The 16,049-nt window shown below is 71.8% G+C and carries 12 protein-coding genes and 1 pseudogene; 9 read left to right on the top strand and 4 right to left on the bottom strand.

What is annotated here, in order from left to right; genetic code table 11:
- Positions 1–26: 26 nt before the first annotated feature.
- The 7 genes and pseudogenes from rimP to pnp form a co-directional block, all read left to right on the top strand.
- A pseudogene (rimP, locus tag CR938_RS07035) lies at positions 27–633 on the top strand (ribosome maturation factor RimP); the annotation flags it as partial.
- 9 nt (positions 634–642) lie between these two features.
- A complete protein-coding gene (gene nusA / locus CR938_RS07030; protein WP_162124324.1) occupies positions 643–2,154 on the top strand; it encodes a transcription termination factor NusA in 1,512 nt (503 codons plus the stop codon).
- Between the two features lie 95 nt (positions 2,155–2,249).
- Entirely contained in the window at positions 2,250–4,877 is a 2,628-nt protein-coding gene (gene infB / locus CR938_RS07025; protein ID WP_162124323.1) for a translation initiation factor IF-2, read from the top strand.
- A 3-nt stretch (positions 4,878–4,880) separates the two neighbouring features.
- On the top strand, positions 4,881–5,243 hold the full coding sequence (rbfA, locus tag CR938_RS07020; protein WP_162124322.1) for a 30S ribosome-binding factor RbfA: 363 nt from the start codon (positions 4,881–4,883) through the stop codon (positions 5,241–5,243).
- A gap of 84 nt (positions 5,244–5,327) precedes the next feature.
- A complete protein-coding gene (gene truB, locus CR938_RS07015) occupies positions 5,328–6,254 on the top strand; it encodes a tRNA pseudouridine(55) synthase TruB (RefSeq protein WP_162124321.1) in 927 nt (308 codons plus the stop codon).
- 172 nt (positions 6,255–6,426) lie between these two features.
- Positions 6,427–6,687: a 30S ribosomal protein S15 gene (gene rpsO / locus CR938_RS07010; protein ID WP_162124320.1), complete on the top strand. Its 261-nt coding sequence runs from the start codon at positions 6,427–6,429 to the stop codon at positions 6,685–6,687.
- 197 nt (positions 6,688–6,884) lie between these two features.
- Complete coding sequence (pnp, locus tag CR938_RS07005; RefSeq protein ID WP_162124319.1) at positions 6,885–8,990, top strand: polyribonucleotide nucleotidyltransferase; 2,106 nt, start codon at positions 6,885–6,887, stop codon at positions 8,988–8,990.
- Between the two features lie 157 nt (positions 8,991–9,147).
- Here pnp and CR938_RS07000 read toward each other — a convergent pair whose 3' ends face one another.
- Positions 9,148–9,891 carry a Crp/Fnr family transcriptional regulator gene (locus CR938_RS07000; RefSeq protein ID WP_162124318.1) on the bottom strand — a complete coding sequence of 248 codons (744 nt, stop codon included), beginning with the start codon at positions 9,889–9,891 and terminating at the stop codon, positions 9,148–9,150.
- 122 nt (positions 9,892–10,013) lie between these two features.
- On the opposite strand from CR938_RS07000, the gene hisS reads away from it, so the two are divergent.
- Entirely contained in the window at positions 10,014–11,423 is a 1,410-nt protein-coding gene (hisS, locus tag CR938_RS06995) for a histidine--tRNA ligase (RefSeq protein ID WP_162124317.1), read from the top strand.
- Positions 11,424–11,453: 30 nt separating this feature from the next.
- Entirely contained in the window at positions 11,454–13,355 is a 1,902-nt protein-coding gene (locus CR938_RS06990) for an HAL/PAL/TAL family ammonia-lyase (protein ID WP_162124316.1), read from the top strand.
- Positions 13,356–13,371: 16 nt separating this feature from the next.
- Here CR938_RS06990 and CR938_RS14590 read toward each other — a convergent pair whose 3' ends face one another.
- The 3 genes from CR938_RS14590 to CR938_RS06980 all read right to left on the bottom strand — a co-directional run bounded on the left by CR938_RS14590 (position 13,372) and on the right by CR938_RS06980 (position 15,852).
- A complete protein-coding gene (locus CR938_RS14590; protein ID WP_246191002.1) occupies positions 13,372–13,764 on the bottom strand; it encodes a hypothetical protein in 393 nt (130 codons plus the stop codon).
- Complete coding sequence (locus tag CR938_RS06985) at positions 13,700–14,890, bottom strand: thymidine phosphorylase (RefSeq protein ID WP_246191001.1); 1,191 nt, start codon at positions 14,888–14,890, stop codon at positions 13,700–13,702. The genes CR938_RS14590 and CR938_RS06985 overlap by 65 nt, the downstream gene beginning before the upstream one ends.
- 62 nt (positions 14,891–14,952) lie before the next feature.
- A complete protein-coding gene (locus CR938_RS06980) occupies positions 14,953–15,852 on the bottom strand; it encodes a ribose-phosphate pyrophosphokinase (protein WP_162124315.1) in 900 nt (299 codons plus the stop codon).
- Positions 15,853–16,049 lie beyond the last annotated feature (197 nt).

The raw sequence follows: 16,049 nt of genomic DNA, 5'->3' as shown, positions 1-16,049 counted from the left end.
ACGTTCCAACAGCAGCCCTAGCCGCCATGAGCGAGAAGACCAGCGAAATCGCCGAACTCCTGCGTCCGACCGTCGAGTCGCTGGGGCTGGACCTGCTCGGCATCGAGTACCTGCCGGCCCCGGGCAACGCCACGCTGCGCCTGTACATCGACGTGCCGGCAGGCGGCGAAGGCGGGGAGGGGGAGCCGCGCACGGTGACCATCGACGATTGCGAGACGGTCAGCCGCGAGGTCTCGGCCCAGCTGGACGTGGCCGATCCGATCCCGGGCAACTACACCCTCGAGGTGTCCTCGCCGGGCCTGGACCGCCCCCTGTTCACGCTGGAGCACTTCGCACGCTTCCAGGGCCAGGAGGCCAAGGTCGGCCTGAAACTGCCCCAGGAGGGACGCCGGCGCCTGCAGGGTCGTATCCTGCGCGTCGAGGGGCAGACCGTGGTGTTCGAGCTGGACGGCAACGAGTTCCCGGTGGCGGCCGACAACATCGACCGGGCGCGCCTGGTACCCGACTGGGCCGCGCTGGGCCTGGCGCCGGGCAGGAACCCGTCCCAGAAGGGGCGGGGCGCCGCTCCCGGCAGGGGCAGGACTGGCAAGTAAACCCTCCAACAAGCCGGCGGCCGGGGTGCCGCACGCGGAGTTAACACAGATGAGCAAGGAACTTCTGCTGGTTGTGGACGCGGTCGCCAACGAGAAGGGCGTCCCGCGCGAGGTCATCTTCGAGGCGCTGGAGGCCGCGCTGGCCTCGGCGGCCAAGAAGCGCTACGTCGACCAGGACGTGCTGACCCGCGTGTCCATCAACCGCAAGGACGGCAGCTACGAGACCTTCCGCCGCTGGGAGGTGGTGGCCGACGACGCGGTGATGGAGTCCCCGGACCGCCAGATCCGCCTGATGGACGCCATCGAGGAGGTCGAGGGCGTCGAGGTCGGCGACTACATCGAGGAGCAGATCGAGAACCCCGAGTTCGGCCGCATCGCCGCCCAGGCCGCCAAGCAGGTGATCGTCCAGCGCGTGCGCGAGGCCGAGCGCCAGCAGGTGGTGGACGCGTGGAAGCACCGGGTCGGCGAGCTGGTCACCGGCGTGGTCAAGCGCGTGGAGCGCGGCAACGTCTACGTGGACCTGGGCGGCAACGCCGAGGGCTTCATCCCCAAGGACAAGTCCATCCCGCGCGACGTGCTGCGTGCCGGCGACCGCGTGCGCGGCTACCTGTACGACGTGCGCAGCGAGCCCCGCGGCCCGCAGCTGTTCATCAGCCGCACCGCGCCGGAGTTCATGATCGAGCTGTTCAAGCTCGAGGTGCCGGAGGTCGGCCAGGGCCTGGTCGAGATCAAGGCCTGCGCCCGAGACCCGGGCGACCGCGCCAAGATCGCCGTGGTCGCCCACGACAACCGCACCGACCCGATCGGCGCGTGCATCGGCATGCGCGGCTCGCGCGTGCAGGCCGTGTCCAACGAGCTCAACGGCGAGCGCGTGGACATCGTGCTGTGGGACGAGAACCCGGCCAGCTTCGTCATCAACGCGATGGCGCCGGCCGAGGTGCAGTCCATCATCGTGGACGAGGAGAAGCACTCGATGGACCTGGCCGTGGCCGAGGACCGCCTGGCCCAGGCCATCGGCAAGGGCGGCCAGAACGTGCGCCTGGCCAGCCGCCTGACCGGCTGGCAGCTCAACGTGATGACCGCCGAGCAGGTCCAGGCCAAGAGCGAGGCCGAGCAGGCCGCCGCCCGCCAGCTGTTCATGGACAAGCTGGAGGTGGACGAGGAGATCGCCGCCATCCTGGTCAGCGAGGGCTTCAGCACCGTCGAGGAGATCGCCTACGTGCCGGTGGGCGAGCTGCTGGCCATCGAGGGCTTCGACGAGGACATCGTCGAGGAGCTGCGCGCCCGCGCCCGCGACGCCCTGCTGAACGAGGCCCTGGCCGCCGAGGAGCAGCTGGACGAGAACGCCCCGGCCGAGGACCTGCTGGCCCTGGAGGGCATGGACGAGGCCACCGCCTACGCCCTGGCCGCCAAGGGCGTGCGCACGGCCGAGGACCTGTCGGACCTGGCCGTCGACGAGCTGGTCGAGCTTGGCATCGAGGGGCTGGACGAGGAGCGCGCCGGCGCCCTGATCCTGGCCGCGCGTGCCGAGGAGATCGCCCGTCTGGAGCGCGGCGCATGAGCCGGCGATGAACGCCGCCCTGACCCGCTCAGGGCTTAGAATCCGCGACTCCCTTGCTGTTGGCGGGGAGGCGCCAAACAGAGCATAGGATCCGAATGTCGCAGCAAACCACCATTCGCAAGCTCGCCGAGCTGGTCAACACCCCGGTCGAGAAGCTGCTGGAGCAGCTGGCCGAGGCCGGCATGCCCTTCAGCGGCCCCGACCAGGTCGTGACCAGTGCCGAGAAGATCAAGCTGCTCGGCTTCCTGCGCCGCATGCATGGCAAGGACTCCTCGGCCGAGGAGGTGGCCGTGCCCAAGAAGATCACGCTGGCCCGGCGCAAGGTGCAGGAACTGACCGTCGGCGGTGGTCGCAGCAAGACCACGGTGGCCGTCGAGGTGCGGCAGAAGCGGACCTACGTGAAGCCCGACGCGGTCGCGGCCTCCAGGCCCGGCGACGCGATCGACCCGCTGGAGGCCGAGCGCCTGGAGGCCCTGCGCAAGCTCGAGGAGTCGCGCCAGCGCAACCTCGCCGAGCAGCAGCGCCTGGCCGAGCTGGACCGCCAGCGCGCCGAGGAGGCTGAGCGCAAGCGCCGCGAGGAAGAGGAAGCCCGCCGCAGGGCCGAGGAGGAGGCCCGCCGCAAGGCCGAGGAGGAGGAGCGCGCCAAGGCCGCTGCCGCCGCCCCGGCGGACGGGCAGGAGAAGCCCGCCCAGGCCGCGCGCCCGGCGCCGCGCCCGGCGCCGCCGCACCGCGCCGCGCCCGAGCGCGACGACGGCCGCGGTTCCAAGCCCAAGCGCGGCTCCAACGTCATGGTCGCCGGCCTGGACGACGACGACACCACCAGCCGCTTCGCCGGCCAGCTGCATCTGTCGGCGGCCGAGCGCGCGCGCCGTTCCAGCACCCGCCCGGGCGGCAGGCCCAAGCCGCGCCGCCAGGAGTCGCGCGGGTCCGGCGTGGGCGGTTTCGAGCGCCCGACCGCGCCGGTCGTGCGCGAGGTCGCCATCGGCGACTCGATCACCGTGGCCGACCTGGCGCAGAAGCTGGCCATGAAGGGCAGCGACGTGGTCAAGGCGCTGTTCAAGATGGGCGTCATGGCCACCATCAACCAGACCATCGACCACGACACCGCGGTCCTGGTCACCGAGGAGCTGGGCCACAAGGCCGTGCGCGCCGAGACCGACGACGCCGAGAGCGAGCTGCTGGCCAGCCTGGAGCAGGTGCAGGGCGAGCCGGTGCCCCGTCCGCCGGTGGTCACCATCATGGGCCACGTGGACCACGGCAAGACCTCGCTGCTGGACTACATCCGCCGCACCAAGGTCGCCTCGGCCGAGGCCGGCGGCATCACCCAGCACATCGGCGCCTACCACGTCGAGACGCCCAAGGGCGTGATCAGCTTCCTGGACACCCCGGGCCACGCCGCCTTCACCTCGATGCGCGCGCGCGGCGCCAAGCTGACCGACATCGTGGTGCTGGTCGTGGCCGCGGACGACGGCGTCATGCCGCAGACCAAGGAGGCCATCCAGCACGCCAAGGCTGCCGGCGTGCCGATCATCGTGGCCATCAACAAGATCGACAAGTCCGACGCCGACCCGCTGCGCGTGAAGAACGAGCTGCTGGCCGAGGAGGTCGTGGCCGAGGAGTTCGGCGGCGACACCCAGATGGTGGCCATCTCCGCCAAGACCGGCCAGGGCATCGACGACCTGCTGGACGCCATCATCCTGCAGGCCGAGCTGCTGGAGCTGAAGGCCGTGGCCGAGGGCCGCGCCCGCGGCACCGTCATCGAGTCCTCGCTGGACAAGGGCCGCGGTCCGGTGGCCACGGTGCTGGTGCAGGAGGGCCGTCTGCGCAAGGGCGACTACATGGTCTGCGGCGTGCAGTACGGCCGCGTCCGCGCCCTGTTCGACGAGACCGGCGGCCAGCCGGAGAGCGCCGGCCCCTCGATCCCGGTCCAGGTGCTGGGCCTGTCCGGCGTGCCCGATGCCGGCGACGACTTCGTCGTGGTCAAGGACGAGCGCCTGGCCAAGGACGTGGCGCAGCAGCGCGAGGCCAAGCGCCGCGAGTCGCGCCTGGTCAAGCAGGCCGGCAACCGCATGGAGGACATCATGGCCCAGATGGGCCAGGGCGAGGGCCAGCAGGTCCTCAACCTGGTCGTCAAGGCCGACGTCCAGGGCTCGGTGGAGGCGCTGAAGCAGTCGCTGACCGCGCTGTCCAACGACCTGATCCGGATCAACGTGATCAGCTCCGGCGTGGGCGGCATCACCGAGTCCGACGCCAACGTCGCGGTCACCACCAAGGCCACGATCATCGGCTTCAACGTCCGTGCCGACGCCTCGGCGCGCAGGATCATCGAGGCCAACGGCGTGGACCTGCGCTACTTCTCGATCATCTACGACGTGATCGACCAGGTGAAGCAGGTGGCCTCCGGCCTGCTGGGCAAGGAGATCCGCGAGGAGATCATCGGCATCGCCGAGGTGCGCGAGGTGTTCCGCAGCTCCAAGTTCGGCGCCGTGGCCGGCTGCATGGTCGTCGAGGGCGTGGTCAAGCGCAGCAAGCCGATCCGCGTGCTGCGCGACAACACGGTCATCTTCGAGGGCGAGCTGGAGTCGCTGCGCCGGTTCAAGGAGAACGTGGACGAGGTCCGCTCGGGCATGGAGTGCGGCATCGGCGTGAAGGAGTACAACGACGTCAAGCCGGGCGACCAGATCGAGTGCTACGAGCGCATCGAGGTCCAGCGGACGCTGTAAGCCATGCCAGCCAGGTCGTTCCACCGCACCGATCGCGTTTCCGCCCAGCTCCGCCGGGAGCTGGGCGTGCTGGTCCATGAGGCCGTGCGTGAGCATGGCCTGCCGTCGGTCAGCGTGTCCGACGTGGAAGTGACCCGTGACCTGGCCCACGCCAAGGTCTTCGTGACCGCGCTGCTGCCCGACCGTTCGGCCGAGGCGGTGGCCGCGCTGCGCGGGATGGCGCGCGAGCTGCGCATGGAGCTGGGCCGGCGGATCCGCATGCGCCACGTGCCGGAGCTGCACTTCCACTACGACGACTCGGTGGACCGCGGCGAGCGCATCGAGGCGCTGCTGCGCGGCACCCGCCCGTCCGGCTCGGACGACTGACCGCGCCGGCCCGCCGGCGCCGGCGGGTGCGTGGCCCATGCCGCGCCCGGCCGCCGTCGGCCGGGCCGCGCCCACTCCCGACCCATGACCCGAGCCAAGACCCGCTACCGCCCGCTGGACGGCATCCTGCTGCTGGACAAGCCGGCGGGCATGAGTTCCAACGCCGCCCTGCAGGCGGTGCGCCGCCTGTACCGGGCGGAGAAGGGCGGCCACACCGGCAGCCTGGACCCGCTGGCCACCGGCCTGCTGCCGGTCTGCTTCGGCGAAGCGACCAAGATCGCTGGCCTGCTGCTGGGCTCGGACAAGGCCTACGAGGCCGGCATCGCCCTGGGCGCGACCACCGACCCCGACGACGCCGACGGGCAGGTGCTGCGCCGGCGCCCGGTGCCGCCACTGGACCGCGCCGCCGTGGAGGCGGTGCTGGCCGGCTTCACCGGTCTGCAGCGGCAGCGCGCCCCGGTGTACTCGGCGCTCAAGCAGGGCGGCGAGCCGCTGTACGCGCGCGCGCGCCGCGGCGAGGCCATCGAGGCGCCGGTGCGCGAGGTGGTGATCCACGCCATCGAGCTGCTGGAGCTGCAACCGGCCTTCCTGCGCCTGCGCGTGGCCTGCGGCTCGGGCACCTACATCCGCAGCCTGGCCCGCGATCTGGGCGAGGCCCTGGGCTGCGGCGCCCACATCGCCAGCCTGCGCCGGCTGTGGGTGGACCCGTTCAGGCAGCCGCGCATGCATACGCTGGAGGAGCTGCAGGCGCTGGAAGGCGACGAGGCCGCGCTGGAGGCCCGGCTGCTGCCGCTGGCCGAGGGCCTGCGCGGCTTCCCCCGGGTGGAGCTGGGCGCGGCCGAGGCCACGCGCTTCGCCCAGGGCCAGCGCCTGCGCGGCCCGTGGCCGCCGGCCGATCCGGCCGCGGTGTTCGGCCCCGGCGGGGTGCCACTGGGCCTGGGCCGGGTCGAGGCCGGCGGGCGGCTGGCGCCGCAGCGGCTGTTCAGGACCGGCGGGGCGGGCGCGGCCTGAGCGCCGTCTGTCCGGCCGCCGGGTTTGCCTTGTTGGGGCCGCCCCCGGCAGGTACAATTCCCGCGCCTTTTTCCCAAGGCATCACCTTCCGCCCACGGGCGGGCATCCACCACGGCGGGTCGGGCGGTGCGCATCGATGCGTTCCTGCCGGCCTCGCGACGAGAGAACGCACATGTCCATCGATACCCAGAAGATCATCCAGGAAAACCAGCGCAGCGCCAACGACACCGGTTCGCCGGAGGTCCAGATCGCCCTGCTGACCGCGCGCATCGAGCAGCTGACCGAGCACTTCAAGGTCCACAAGAAGGACCACCACAGCCGCCGCGGTCTGCTGCAGCTGGTCAACCGCCGCCGCAGCCTGCTGGACTACCTGAAGCGCAAGGACAGCGAGCGCTACAAGGGCCTGATCGAGAAGCTCGGCCTGCGTCGTTGATGCAAGACCCCGCCGCGGCGCAGAAATGCGCCGCGGTTTGCATTTCGGGCGGCGGCAGCGCCCGACCCCGCGACCCGCGCATCCACGGGGGCGTGTCCGGGGCGCAACATCTGCCACTGGCCGGAACCCCGGCCACCCGAATGCGGCAGGGGCCGCATCCGGTCAACAAGCTAGCAGCAGTATCCTAAGGAACCAACGTGGCAAAAATCACCAAAACCTTCCAGTACGGCAAGCACACCGTAACGCTGGAAACGGGCGAGGTCGCCCGCCAGGCCAGCGGCGCGGTGATCGTCAAGATGGACGACACCGTACTGCTGGTCACCTGCGTGGCCGCCAAGACCGCGCGCGAGGGCCAGGACTTCTTCCCGCTCACCGTGGACTACCAGGAGAAGTTCTACGCCGGCGGCCGCATCCCCGGCGGTTTCTTCAAGCGCGAGGGCCGCCCGACCGAGAAGGAAACGCTGATTTCCCGCCTGATCGACCGCCCGATCCGGCCGCTGTTCCCGGAGGACTACAAGAACGAGGTCCAGATCATCGCCACGGTGATGTCGCTCGATCCGGAGATCGACGGCGACATCCCGGCCATGATCGGCGCCTCCGCCGCCCTGGCCCTGGCCGGCACCCCGTTCAAGGGCCCGATCGGCGCCGCCAAGGTCGGCTACAAGGACGGCCAGTACCTGCTCAACCCGACCACCAGCGAGCTGAAGGAATCCAAGCTCGAGCTGGTGGTGGCCGGCACCTCCAACGCCGTGCTGATGGTGGAGTCCGAGGCCCAGCTGCTGAGCGAGGAAGTGATGCTCGGCGCGGTGATGTTCGGCCACCGCGAGATGCAGAAGGTCATCAACGCGATCAACGAGCTGACCGTCGAGGCCGGCGTCAAGCCCAGCGACTGGGTGCCGCCGCCGAAGAACGAGGCCCTGATCGCCGCGCTGAAGGAGGCCGTGGGCAACCGCCTGGCCGAGGCCTTCCAGATCCGCGACAAGCTGCAGCGCCGCGACGCCATCGCCGAGATCAAGAAGGACGTCACCGAGCAGCTGGCCGGCCGCATCGCCGCCGAGGGATGGGACCCGGCCGAGCTGAACAAGGAGTTCGGCGAGCTCGAATACCGCACCATGCGCGACGCCGTGCTGACCACCAAGGTCCGCATCGACGGCCGCGCCCTGGACGCCGTCCGCCCGATCACCGTGAAGACCGGCGTGCTGCCGCGCACCCACGGCTCGGCCATGTTCACCCGCGGCGAGACCCAGGCCATCGTGGTCACCACCCTGGGCACCGCGCGCGACGGCCAGATCATCGACGCGGTCACCGGCGAGTACCGCGAGAACTTCCTGTTCCACTACAACTTCCCGCCGTACTCGGTGGGCGAGTGCGGCCGCTTCGGCGCACCCAAGCGCCGCGAGATCGGCCACGGCCGCTTGGCCAAGCGCGGCGTGATGGCGGTGATGCCGACCATCGAGGAGTTCCCGTACACCGTGCGCGTGGTCTCGGAGATCACCGAGTCCAACGGTTCCTCGTCCATGGCCTCGGTCTGCGGCAGCTCGCTGGCGCTGATGGATGCCGGCGTGCCGGTGAAGGCGCCGGTGGCCGGCATCGCCATGGGCCTGGTCAAGGAAGGCGACCAGTTCGTGGTGCTGTCCGACATCCTCGGCGACGAGGACCACCTAGGCGACATGGACTTCAAGGTCGCCGGTACCGCCGACGGCGTGTCCGCCCTGCAGATGGACATCAAGATCGAGGGCATCACCGAGGAGATCATGCGCAAGGCGCTGGAGCAGGCCAAGGCCGGCCGCCTGCACATCCTCGACGAGATGGCCAAGGCCATCAGCGCCCCGCGCGCCGAGCTGTCCGAGTACGCCCCGCGCCTGCTGACCATCAAGATCCACCCGGACAAGATCCGCGAGGTGATCGGCAAGGGCGGCGCGACCATCCAGAGCATCACCAAGGAAACCGGCACCCAGATCGACATCCAGGACGACGGCACCGTGGTCATCGCCTCGGTCAACGCCGCCGCGGCCCAGGCCGCCAGGGCGCGCATCGAGCAGATCACCTCTGACGTCGAACCGGGCCGGATCTACGAGGGCAAGATCGTCAAGATCATGGACTTCGGCGCCTTCGTGACCATCCTGCCGGGCAAGGACGGCCTGGTGCACGTCTCGCAGATCTCCAGCGAGCGCGTGGAGAAGGTCTCCGACAAGCTCAAGGAAGGCGACGTGGTCAAGGTCAAGGTGCTGGAAGTCGACAAGCAGGGCCGTATCCGCCTGTCGATCAAGGCTGTCGAGGAAGGCGAGGGCGTGGCCGGCTGACCGGCCCCGCCAGCACCGGAATCACCAGGGAGCAGGCTTCGGCCTGCTTTCTGCGTTTCCGGGGCATGGAGAACGCGTCCGGCGGCGCGGGCGCGCGGATGCGCGCCGCGGGAGCGGGCGGACGGGGTGGGGGAAAGGCGGTGCCGGGCCGCCGGGCTCAGCCGCCGTTGAGCGCTTCCAGGCCGGCGAAGTCGAGGATCTCCACCCGGTAGGTCTCCGGCATGGCGATCAGGCCGCGGTTGCGCAGGCTGGTCAGGCAGCGGCTGACCGTCTCCACGGTCAGGCCCAGGTGGTCGGCGATGTCCGCGCGCGGCATCGGCAGGGCCACCATCGGCCCAGGGTTGCCGGCACGGGCTTCGCGCGCGGCCAGCTTCAGCAGGAAGTCGGCCAGGCGTTCGGTGGGGTTCATGCGCGCCAGCGACATCATCTGCTCGCGCGCCGAGTCCAGCTCGATGCAGGCCCGCTCCAGCAGCTTGGCCTGCAGGGCCGGATAGCGCTCGGCCAGGCGGCGCATGGCCTCCACGCCGAAGCTGCACAGCTGGGTCTCGCCCAGGGTCTCGATGTCGTGCTGGTGGGTCGGCGACCCGCTCAGGCCCACGAAGTCGCCGGGCAGGGCGAAGCCGGCGACCTGGCGGCGGCCGTCGGCGGTCAGGCGCACCAGGCGCAGCGCGCCGCGCACCACGGTGTAGACGTGCTTGCGCGGGTCGCCCTGGCGGGCCAGGACCACGCCCGGGCCGAGCAGTTGGCTGCTGGCGGCCGCGTACAGGGCATGCGCCTCCTCCTGGTCCAGCGCCGAGCACACGGCCAGGTGCCGCACCTCGCAATGCGCGCAGGGGGCCAGCAGACCCGTCTCCTGGGGGGGAGGGGTCAGGCAGGGGTTGTCGAACGGAGGCCAGGCCATGGCGGGCACACGGGACAGGACCCTTACATCATACCGGTTGGCTGCGCCGCGTGCCGTGACGGGGGGCGGGAGGCGGTAGAATTCCGCATCCCGTCCATGCGTTCCCCCGCAGGAGTCTTTCGTTGATCAGGCCCCGTACCCCACCTGGCGTCCTGGAACTGCTGCCGCGCGAGCAGATCGCCTTCCAGCGCATGCTCGACGTCATCCGGCGCAACTACGAGCGCTTCGGCTTCCTGCCGGTGGAAACCCCCGTCTTCGAGCTGTCCGAGGTGCTGCTGACCAAGTCGGGCGGTGAAACCGAACGGCAGGTCTATTTCGTCCAGTCCACCGGCGCGCTGGCCAACGCCGCCTCCGGTGCCTCCGCCGGGCTGCCGGAGCTGGCCCTGCGCTTCGACCTGACCGTGCCGCTGGCCCGCTACGTGGCCGAGCACGAGCACGAGCTGAGCTTCCCGTTCCGCCGCTACCAGATGCAGCGCGTGTACCGCGGCGAGCGCGCCCAGCGCGGCCGCTTCCGCGAGTTCTACCAGTGCGACATCGACGTCATCGGCAAGGACACCCTGTCCATCCGCTACGACGCCGAGGTGGTGGCGGTGATCCACGCGGTGTTCGCCGAGCTGGGCATCGGCGCCTTCCGTGTGCAGCTGAACAACCGCAAGCTGATGCGCGGGTTCTTCGAGTCGCTGGGCGTGGCCGATCCGCAGCAGCAGGCGCTGGTCCTGCGCGAGGTGGACAAGCTGGACAAGCGCGGCGCCGAGTACGTGCGCCAGACCCTCACCGGCCCGGACTTCAACCTGCCGGCCGAGGCGGTGGCGCGGATCCTGGCCTTCGTCGAGGTGCGCTCCGGTTCGCACGCCGACGCCCTGGCGAAGATCGACCAGGTGCTGGCCGAGGCCGGCGGGGCCGGCGGCCAGGCGCTGCGCGAGGGCGCGGAGGAGCTGCGCCAGGTGCTGGAGCTGGTGCGCGCCATGGGCGTGCCGGAGTCGGCCTACTGCCTGAACTTCTCCATCGCCCGTGGCCTGGACTACTACACCGGCACCGTCTACGAGACCCAGCTGGTGGACCACCCGGAGATCGGCTCGATCTGCTCCGGCGGCCGCTACGAGGACCTGGCCAGCCACTACACCAAGTCGAAGCTGCCCGGCGTGGGCATCTCCATCGGCCTGACCCGGCTGTTCTGGCAGCTGCGCGAGGCCGGCCTGATCGAGGGCATCGCCGAGAGCAGCGTGCAGGCCATGGTGGCGCTGATGGACGAGGCGCAGCTGGCCGACGTGCTGGACATCGCCCGGCGCCTGCGCGCAGGCGGCATCAACGCCGAGGTGCAGATGGAGGCGCGCAAGCTGGGCAGGCAGTTCCAGTACGCCGCGCGTGCCGGGATCCGCTTCGTGGTCCTGGCCGGCGAGGACGAGCTGGCGCGCGGCGTGGTCGCGGTCAAGGACCTGCTGCGCGAGCAGCAGTTCGAGGTGCCGCGCGACGAGCTGGCCGACACGCTGCGCGTGGAGCTGGAACAGGCACGGGCGCTGGCCGGGCGCTGAGCGCGCCCGCGACATGAGGAGGGGGAGCCCATGAAGCCCATTCGCCTGGACGGGCATTCGCTGACCCGCGACCGCCTGGTCGCGGTCGCCTACGGCGCACCGGTGGAGCTGGACCCGGACGCGTTGCGTGACGTGGCCCGCGCCGCCGATTTCCTGGCAGAGCAGGTGCGGCGCGAGGAGCCGATCTACGGCGTGTCCACCGGCTTCGGCAGCAACGCGGACAAGCTGCTGGGCGCGCACCCGCTGCGCGACGAACTGCCGGGCGCGGCGCCGTCTGGCCGTTCCCTGCACGAGGAGCTGCAGCGCAACCTGATCGTCACCCACGCCGTGTGCGTGGGCGAGCCGATGTCCCCGGAAGTGGTGCGGGCCATGCTCTGCATCCGCCTCAACACCCTGCTCAAGGGCCACTCTGGCATCCGCGTGCAGACCCTGCAGGCGATGGCGGCCATGCTCAACGCCGGCATCGTGCCGGTGGTGCCGCAGCTGGGCTCGGTGGGCGCCTCCGGCGACCTGGCCCCGCTCTCGCACCTGGCCATCGTCCTGCTCGGCGGCGGCGAGGCCTTCTTCCAGGGGCAGCGCCTGCCCGGCGCCGAGGCGCTGCGCCGTGCCGGCCTGGAGCCGGTCACCCTGTCCTACAAGGAAGGCCTGGCGCTGAACAACGGCACCGCGCAGATGCTGGCCATGGGCGTGCTGGCGCTGCACCGCCTGGAGCTGATGCTGGACACGGCCGACCTGGCCGCAGCCATGACCATCGACGCCTTCGCCGGCCGCCTGGGCGCCTTCGCCGAGGAGGTCCACGCGCTGCGCCCGCACCCGGGGCAGGTCCAGGTGGCGGCCAACCTGCGCCGCCTGCTGGCCGGCTCGACCCTGGCCGACATTCCCTACCACCTGGTGCCGCGCTTCCGCCCTTGGTTGCCGGGCAGCTGGGACACCGACGAGGCCCGCCGGCTGCACTTCGACATCGGCTGGGATTGGGTGCCGGCCGACCAGCGCCATGGCCGCGAGCGCTTCTACCAGCGCTTTCTGCCGTTCCGCGGCGGCAAGAAGCACCAGCCGCAGGACAGCTACTCGCTGCGGTGCATCCCGCAGGTGCACGGCGCGGTGCGCGACGCGGTGGCCCACGCCCGCCGCGTGCTGGAGATCGAGCTCAACGCCGTCACCGACAACCCGCTGGTCTTCCCCGACAGGCAGGGCGCGGCCCACGTCGAGGAGCAGGTGATCTCGGCCGGCCACTTCCACGGCATGCCGCTGGCCCTGGCGATGAGCGCAGTCAAGGCGGCGATCCCGGTGCTGGCCTCGATCAGCGAGCGCCGCCTCAACAAGCTGGTGGACCCGGCCACCAACGACGGTCTGCCGGCCTTCCTGATCGGCAACGAGGATGCCACCGAGTCCGGCCACATGATCGTGCAGTACACCGCCGCGGCCATTGTCAACGACCTGGCCAGCCGCGCGCACCCGGCCTCGGTGTACTCGGTGCCGACCAGCGCCAACGCCGAGGACCACGTGTCCATGGGCGCCAACGAGGCGCGCCACGTGCTGGCCATGGTCGAGGACCTGGGCAAGGTGCTGGCCCTGGAGCTGTACACCGCGGCCCAGGCACTGGACCTGCGCCGCGACATGATCAACGCCGCCCGCGCCCTGGCCCGCCGCGCCGACGCCGTCGGCCTGGCGGCCAAGGTGCAGGGCGCGCCGGCGCCGGACAGCCCGTTCCATGCGCAGTTCATGGACGAGGTCGAGGCCCTGCGCCGGCAGCTGGCCCAGGCCGAGGCCTTCCATCCCGGCGCCGCGGTGGCCGCCGCGCACGCGCACATCCGCCAGGTGGTGCCCTTCCTGGAGCGCGACCGCGCGCTGGACGGCGAGGTCGCAGCGATGGTGCGCCTGGTCGCCTCCGGCGAACTGCTGCAGGTGGTGCGCCAGGCCCTCGACGCCTGAGGCCGTTGCCGGCGCCTCAGCCGGCGACGGTGATGATCGGCCCGGCGCTGTGGAAGTAGTCCAGCGCGTAGGCCAGCTCGCCCGGGCTCTGCGCATGCAGCTGCAGCAGCGGCTGCCCGGCGCGCACCGCATCGCCCAGCCGCACCTGCAGACGCACGCCGGCCGCCGGGCTCTGCGGCGCACCGGCCAGCTTGGCCAGCCGCGACAGCCTGCGGTTGTCGATCACGGTGACCGTGCCGGGGATGGGCGCCGCCAGGGTCTCCACGTACGTGGCGCGGGGCGGGGTGAACAGCCCGCCCTGGGCCAGGCAGATGGCCTGGAAACGCGCCCAGGCGCGACCGTCCTCAAGGGTGTGCAGGGCCAGGGCCTGACCCTGGCCGGGCCCGGCGGCGCCGCCGATCTCCAGCACCGCGCCGGCCACCAGGGTGGCGCGCTCGCGCAGGTCGGCGGGGGGCGTCGGCCGCGCCCTGCAGTACCGCCAGCACGTCGCGCGCCTCCAGCGCCGGGCCGATGCCGCGCCCGACCGGCTGGCTGCCGTCGGTGAACAGGCAGCGCAGGTGCAGCCCGAAGTGGTCGGCGACCTGTTCCATGCATGCGGCCAGGTGCGCGGCCTCGTCGTGGTTGCGCACCTTGGCGGTCGGCCCCACCGGGATGTCGATCACCACGTGGGTGGCGCCGGCGGCGATCTTCTTCGACAGGATCGAGGCGATCATCTGGCCCTCGGTGTCGATGTCCAGCTCGCGCCCGATGCGCACGAACAGATCGTCGGCCGGCGACAGCCGCATGGCCCCGCCCCAGGCCAGGCAGCCGCCGTGGCGCTCGACCACGCGGTGCAGGGTGTCCGCGTCCAGCGCCACCGGGGTGAGTGTGGCCATGGTGTCGGCGGTGCCGGCCGGCGAGGTGATCGCGCGCGAGGAGGTCTTGGGCATCACCAGGCCGTTGGCCGCGGCGATGGCCACCACGATCGGGGTGGTGCGGTTGCCGGGCAGGCCGCCGACGCAGTGCTTGTCCACCACCGGGCGGCCGGGCCAGGACAGCCTCCGGCCCGCCTCCACCATCGCCCGGGTCAGGTGGATGATCTCCTGCACGTCCAGCGGCAGGGGCGCGGTGGCGGCCAGGAACGCCGCCAGCTGCACGTCGGTATAGCGGCCGCGGACGGCGTCGCCAACGATGGCGGTGAAGTCCGCGGCGTCCAGGCGCTGCCCGCGCAGGCGCCGGCGCACGTGGCCCAGCGAGGCGGGCAGGGGCGCGTGGCGCACCCGCACCGGCGCGCCTTCCTCGATGCCCAGCGCCTCCCAGGCCGCCTCGGACAGCGCCACCTGGTCCAGCGGCGCGCGCGGATCGTCGGTCTGGTACAGCAGGGCGTAGACCTCGCGGCCGTTGGCGCTGACCAGCACCTGGCTGCGCGGGGCCAGGCCTTCGGCACGGCAGATGTGGCAGTCGGTGCGCATCACCGCCACCGCCTGGTGCTGGGCGTGCAGGCGCAGGCGCGTGGCGCGCAGGACGGGGGCTTGCGGCGTGGTCGCGTGGCTCAAGGCGGGCAACTCCGGCTGGCGGCGGAACGGTGGCCTCCGGGCCATGTCCGAAGGCGGCGGCCTCACTCCGTCGCCGGGCCGTGCCCGGCGCCGGCCAGCGCCCGTGCGACCAGCGGCGCCAGCCCGATGCGGTTGCTCGGGTGCGGCACCGAATCGGTGGAGGTGAAGCGGGTGAAGACCCGGCACAGCGCCGCGTGGGCGTCCGCGTCGGCCAGGGCGTGGACCACGACGCATTCGGGCCGCTCCAGGCCCTGCTCCCGCAGCAGGCGGCCGGCGGCCAGCAGGGTGTGCCCGGAGGAGGCGATGTCGTCCACCAGCACCGGGGTGTGGCCGCGGTAGCGGCCCAGGTCGGCCGGCGCGATGTCCACCTCGCGGTCGCCGTGGCGGGTCTTGCGCAGCACCACGCAGGGCGCGCCGATCCGGGCGGCGACCGCCCCGGCCCACTGTCCGCTTTCCTCGTCCGGACCGACGATGAGCGGCCGCGCGACGTTGCCCGCGATCCAGTCGGCCAGCAGTGGCGCCGCGTGCAGGGCGGTGGCGGGAATGGTGTACACGGCGTCCAGCGCCGGATGGCGGTGCAGGTGCGGATCCACGGTCACCAGGGCGTCGAAGTGCGCCGACAGCACCCGCGCGAAGGTCCGCGAGCTGACCGCCTCGCCGGGGTGGAAGCGCGCGTCCTGGCGCATGTAGGCCAGGTACGGCGCGACCAGGTTGACCTGCGCGGCGCCGAGCTCGCGCGCGCAGTCGGCGGCGAACAGCAGCATGGCCAGTTGGCCGTCCGGGTGCGCCAGGGTGCACACCAGGTCCACCGTGCGCCCGGCGACCTCGTCGAGCAGGCGCACGTAGCTCTCGCCGTCGGGAAAGCGGCGGGTCTGGATGCGGCCGCGGGCGCCGCCGCAGGCGGCGGCCAGCCGGTCGGCGAAGGGTTCGTTGCCGGGCAGAGCGAGGATCAGGCGTTGCATGCGTGGAAGTCCGGTTCGGGATGCGGGAGCGTCATGCCATCCTCCTGGGCGTGTCGCGCAGGCGGGCCGGCGCCGGGCGCGGAGAAGGCTTGCATACCACTTCCGGCCGCGACGATGGACAACGGCGCGCCGGTGGCGGACCTGGGGGCGTGCCGGCCCGGACGGCGGGATGGGGCAGGGGGGCATCTCCGTGCGGC

Origin of the sequence: Pseudoxanthomonas taiwanensis (assembly GCF_010093135.1) — a bacterium.
Lineage (GTDB): Bacteria > Pseudomonadota > Gammaproteobacteria > Xanthomonadales > Xanthomonadaceae > Pseudoxanthomonas > Pseudoxanthomonas taiwanensis.
Note: the sequence above shows the minus strand (reverse complement) of the source record. Positions and strands in the feature narration are given on the sequence as shown.

Excerpts from the sequence above, each read along its gene's own strand:
- CR938_RS07000 (WP_162124318.1), bottom strand. The coding sequence starts at position 9,891 with ATGGCCTGGCCTCCGTTCGACAACCCCTGCCTGACCCCTCCCCCCCAG.
- infB (WP_162124323.1), top strand. The coding sequence starts at position 2,250 with ATGTCGCAGCAAACCACCATTCGCAAGCTCGCCGAGCTGGTCAACACC.
- truB (WP_162124321.1), top strand. The coding sequence starts at position 5,328 with ATGACCCGAGCCAAGACCCGCTACCGCCCGCTGGACGGCATCCTGCTG.
- rbfA (WP_162124322.1), top strand. The coding sequence starts at position 4,881 with ATGCCAGCCAGGTCGTTCCACCGCACCGATCGCGTTTCCGCCCAGCTC.
- nusA (WP_162124324.1), top strand. The coding sequence starts at position 643 with ATGAGCAAGGAACTTCTGCTGGTTGTGGACGCGGTCGCCAACGAGAAG.
- rpsO (WP_162124320.1), top strand. The coding sequence starts at position 6,427 with ATGTCCATCGATACCCAGAAGATCATCCAGGAAAACCAGCGCAGCGCC.
- CR938_RS06980 (WP_162124315.1), bottom strand. The coding sequence starts at position 15,852 with ATGCAACGCCTGATCCTCGCTCTGCCCGGCAACGAACCCTTCGCCGAC.
- CR938_RS06990 (WP_162124316.1), top strand. The coding sequence starts at position 11,454 with ATGAAGCCCATTCGCCTGGACGGGCATTCGCTGACCCGCGACCGCCTG.